This is a genomic window from Pseudomonas defluvii (assembly GCF_001695625.1).
GTDB classification, from domain to species: domain Bacteria; phylum Pseudomonadota; class Gammaproteobacteria; order Pseudomonadales; family Pseudomonadaceae; genus Aquipseudomonas; species Aquipseudomonas defluvii.
This window is the reverse complement of the sequence record NZ_MBPN01000198.1, coordinates 1-4213: the sequence shown is the minus strand read 5'-3', so window position 1 is coordinate 4213 and position 4213 is coordinate 1. Positions and strand designations below refer to the sequence as shown.

Annotated in this window: 4 protein-coding genes; 3 read left to right on the top strand and 1 reads right to left on the bottom strand. The window is 61.4% G+C overall.

Going from position 1 to position 4213, the window contains the following annotated elements:
- The first annotated feature begins 62 nt into the window (after positions 1-62).
- Positions 63-449 carry a DUF2784 domain-containing protein gene (locus EKA13_RS26110; protein ID WP_065761936.1) on the top strand — a complete coding sequence of 129 codons (387 nt, stop codon included), beginning with the start codon at positions 63-65 and terminating at the stop codon, positions 447-449.
- 6 nt (positions 450-455) lie between these two features.
- On the opposite strand, the gene EKA13_RS26105 is transcribed toward EKA13_RS26110, so the two are convergent.
- The gene (locus EKA13_RS26105; protein ID WP_065761935.1) at positions 456-1649 is read right to left on the bottom strand and encodes a sugar transporter; all 1194 of its coding nucleotides are present in this window, start codon (positions 1647-1649) and stop codon (positions 456-458) included.
- A gap of 395 nt (positions 1650-2044) precedes the next feature.
- On the opposite strand from EKA13_RS26105, the gene EKA13_RS26100 reads away from it, so the two are divergent.
- Together EKA13_RS26100 and EKA13_RS26095 are read left to right on the top strand one after the other, a co-directional pair.
- Entirely contained in the window at positions 2045-2656 is a 612-nt protein-coding gene (locus EKA13_RS26100) for an eCIS core domain-containing protein (protein ID WP_083199920.1), read from the top strand.
- A 143-nt stretch (positions 2657-2799) separates the two neighbouring features.
- Positions 2800-3846: a class I SAM-dependent methyltransferase gene (locus EKA13_RS26095; protein ID WP_065761934.1), complete on the top strand. Its 1047-nt coding sequence runs from the start codon at positions 2800-2802 to the stop codon at positions 3844-3846.
- Positions 3847-4213: the final 367 nt, after the last annotated feature.

Genomic DNA, 4213 nt, shown 5'->3' with positions numbered 1-4213 from the left:
CGTAATGGCAGCTGGATTATCCTGCTGCGTAACAGGGACCGTAAGCCGATTCAGGAGTGATCATGTTGTACCGTCTGGGCGCCGATGGTTTGGTGCTGTTCCATCTGCTGTTTATTCTTTTTGTGCTCTTTGGCGGACTGCTGGTGCTCAAGTGGCGCCCGCTGATCTGGTGCCACGTGCCGGCCATTGCCTGGGGCGCAGCGGTCGAAGGCTTTCATTTGACCTGCCCGCTGACCGCCTGGGAAAACGCCTTGCGCCAGGCCGCCGGCAGCTCGGGCTACAGCGGCGGGTTTATTGAGCACTATGTCTGGCCGTTGATCTACCCCGCCGGGCTGACCGCCTCGATCCAGATCGTACTGTGTGCCGTGGTGCTGCTGGTCAACGGCCTGGTCTACTGGTGGGTATTGACCCACTGGCGTACTACCCGGCGAGTACGCAACAGCTACTGAGCCACTCTACTGCGAAACAACCTTGGCCGGCGCGCTGTAGCGGTAGGTGGTCACCACGCACACCAACAGTGCAGCCCCGGCCAGCAGACCACCGACGACGCCGATGTGAGCCACACCCACGTGGCTGATCACCACGCTACCGAGCAAGGCTCCACCACCGATACCGATGTTGTAGATCGCCGAATGCAGCGACATCGCCACGTCGGTGGCATCGGGCGCGAGGTTCAGCACTTTGGCCTGCATCACCAGCCCGAAACACATGATGGCCACACCCCACAGTACGCACAGCGCGCCCAGCGCCAATACCCCACCGGAGAGGGGCAACAACAGCGCCAGGCACAGCGCCAGTGCAGCGATTGAGGCCATCAGCAAACCGCGAGGGAAGCGGTTGTTGTAGCGGCTGAACAGCAACGAACCGAACAACCCCGCACCACCGAACAGCAATAACAGCAAGGTGGTCACCTCGCCGCTCATGGCCGCCACGACGTCGACAAACGGCTCGATGTAACTGTAAGCGGTAAACTGGGCGGTAATCACCATTGCGGTCAGCACATAGAGCGACACCAGCGCCGGCCGCTTGAACAGCACCGGCAGACTTCGCAGCGAGCCGGAATTCTGGCTGGGCAGCAACGGCAAGGACTTGGCCAGGCACAGCATGGTTAACCCGGACACCCCGGCAATCGCCATGAAGGTCATCCGCCAACCCAGCGCCTCGCCCACCACCCGCCCAAGGGGAATGCCCAACACCATCGCCAGTGTTGTTCCGGTCGCCAGCAGGCCGAGTGCCTGCACCTGCTTGCCCGGCGGCGCCACGCGCACGGCCAGCGAGGCGGTGATCGACCAGAACACAGCGTGCGCCAACGCAATACCGATGCGGCTGAGCAGCAACATGCCAAAGCTCCAGGCCATGCTGGACAACACATGGCTGGCAATGAACAGGACAAACAGCAGAACCAGCAGCTTGCGCCGCTCGATATTGCGTGTAAGCAGCATCATCGGCAGCGAGGTCAACGATACGACCCAGGCATAGACCGTCAGCATCAGGCCGACCTGAGCGGTCGACAGTTCAAAGCTCGCGCCGATGGCGCTTAGCAGGCCTACCGGAACGAACTCGGTGGTGTTGAAAATAAAAGCCGCCAGGGCCAGCGCAATCACGCTCAACCAACTACCGGCACGCGTATCCGTGGGTGTATTTGTCAAAAGATGGGCAACGCTCTGGGAGCACACCGCCTACAGGGGCCGCTGCCGGGCTGGTCTAGAACCAACCCGGTACCTGTACGGGCACTCGAAACTCAAATTCATACGCAAAAGACCTGCGCAGGCTATCGCCACCCATGGCCGCAGGCCTGGGTGAAGCGAGCAGTCAACAGATCATTATGAGTATGGAGGGTGCGGCCTGATGCCCGGGATTCTACGCCGCCCCCCTGCGCTGAACAACACGGCCGTCGGCAGCGCCATGGCACGCGGGGCCCAGGCCTCGGCGAACACAGGTGATAACTGCGGGCCGACAACGCAACTTACCGCCCTCTCAATGGTCGAACACTCGCTAGCATCCACCGCCCTTATTGCCGATCAGCCTTGGTTCCAGACCCCTCATGCCAGCCGCTTCCTTGCGTACACTGGGCCGTTCGATGGCCCTGAGCATTACCCTGTGCAGCCCCCTGCTCGCCTCTGGCGCCACCACACAATGCCCCACCGGCCAGTACCAGGTGTGCATGGGCAGCTGCTTCTGCGCGCCGGTCAGCCAAACAGAGATCGGTACCGTCTTTGCGCAAGTCGGCCAAATAGCGGCTACCGGCCTTGCCGGCTGGATCAAGCAGTCGCGCAATTCAGCCGCTGCGGGTGATGTTCAGCCGATTCCGCTGAACATCCGTGTGCAACTTGAACCCTACTACGACTTCCAGGTCCTCGACAGCGCCCGCTACAAGGTCGGCGATACCCAGGAGCTGAACGCCGCCAATGCCATGCTGCAAAACCCCGACGTGAATGCCGTGACCTTGATGGACATCATCGTCTTTCGCCATGAGCAGGACGCCCTGAACAATGTCGCCCTCTGGGCCCATGAGCTCAAGCATGTGCAGCAGTACCAGCAATGGGGCGTCGATGACTTTGCCGCGCGCTACACCCGTGATTACGACGCGGTGGAAGCGCCGGCCTACAAGATCCAGGCCGATGTTGCCAAGGCACTCGGCAAACACGGCTCCTAGCCAGCACGGGGCGCGAGCCGAACGGATCATCGTCACTACGGCGCGGAACTATACTTAAAGCCTCACTCCCGATGTAACGGCCGGAGGTCACCGACCTGGTCGGTGCCTGCGTTGATAGTGGTCTTCTGAAAGGAGTACACACCATGGACGAGGCCAAACTGAATGACTTCATGGGCAAGCTGGTGACCGACATGGGCGCCGCAGCAATGCTTGCCAACGTAATTCTAGGCGAAGAGCTGGGCCTGTATCGGGCCATGGCCGACAGCCAACCCACCACCCCTGAAGCGCTGGCCAGCAAAACCGGTTGCAATGCCCGGTTGCTGCGCGAATGGCTGAGTGCTCAAGCGGCGTCAGGCTACATGGAGTATGTCGAGGGCCAGTTCCGCCTGCCTGAAGAGCAGGCCATGGCCCTGGCAATAGAGGACTCGCCGGTGTACGTCGCCGGTGGCGCCGTGGTGATTTCAGCGTTGTTCCACGACAAGGACAAGCTGGTAAAAGCCATGCGTGGTAACGGTGCCCTGCCATGGGGCGAGCACCATACCTGCATGTTCAGCGGCACCGAGCGTTTCTTCAGGCCCGGCTATCGTGCGCACCTGGTCGCGGAGTGGCTGCCCGCGCTGGACGGCGTCGTCGAAAAATTGCGTGCAGGCGCCAAGGTGGCCGATGTCGGCTGCGGGCATGGCGCCTCGACCGTGATCATGGCCCAGGCCTTCCCGGCGTCGCGGTTTACCGGCTTCGACTACCACGCACCGTCCATTGCCACGGCAACACAGCGCGCGGTGGAAGGCGGTGTAGAGGATCGCGTGCAGTTCATCCAGGCCAGCGCCAAGGACTATCCCGGTGCTGACTACGACCTGATCTGCTACTTCGACTGCCTGCATGACATGGGCGACCCCGTGGGGGCTGCCCGGCATGCCCGGGCAACACTGAAACCGGACGGCACCGTGTTGCTGGTAGAGCCCTACGCCAACGACACCCTGGAAGAGAACAGCAACCCGGTGGGCCGGCTGTTCTACGCCGCCTCGACCTTTATCTGCACGCCCAACTCCTTGTCCCAGGAGGTCGGCCTGGGCCTGGGTGCGCAGGCCGGTGAGGCACGCTTGCGCAACGTGTTCAACGAGGCGGGATTCAGCCGGTTCCGCCGCGCAACGGAAACCCCCTTCAACCTGATCCTGGAAGCTCGCGTGTAAGGGCTGCGAACGCAGAATGGTAGCAGTCGGCATTGCTGGCGATGGGTGTATCGCCGGCAATGCTGCCGCTTACACGGGAGACAGTCCAGATGACATGCTCGATTTTTCGGATAGAGATGTCGTAGCACTAGGAATGGTCCTACATTGGTTTTCATAGGCATTTGTTAGCGTCACAACCTTCATCGCTGTGCGCACTCAGGGCTGCGGCTTGGCCCTGAGCGCGTCTAATGTACAAGGACGACAAACAGATGCTGGTTAACACCTACACCGTCAAAGCCGGCGACACGCTGGTGCTCATCGCCCAGCAGAATGGGTCTAGCGTGCCAGAGGTACTGGCGCTCAACCCGATCATCAAGGATCCCGATGT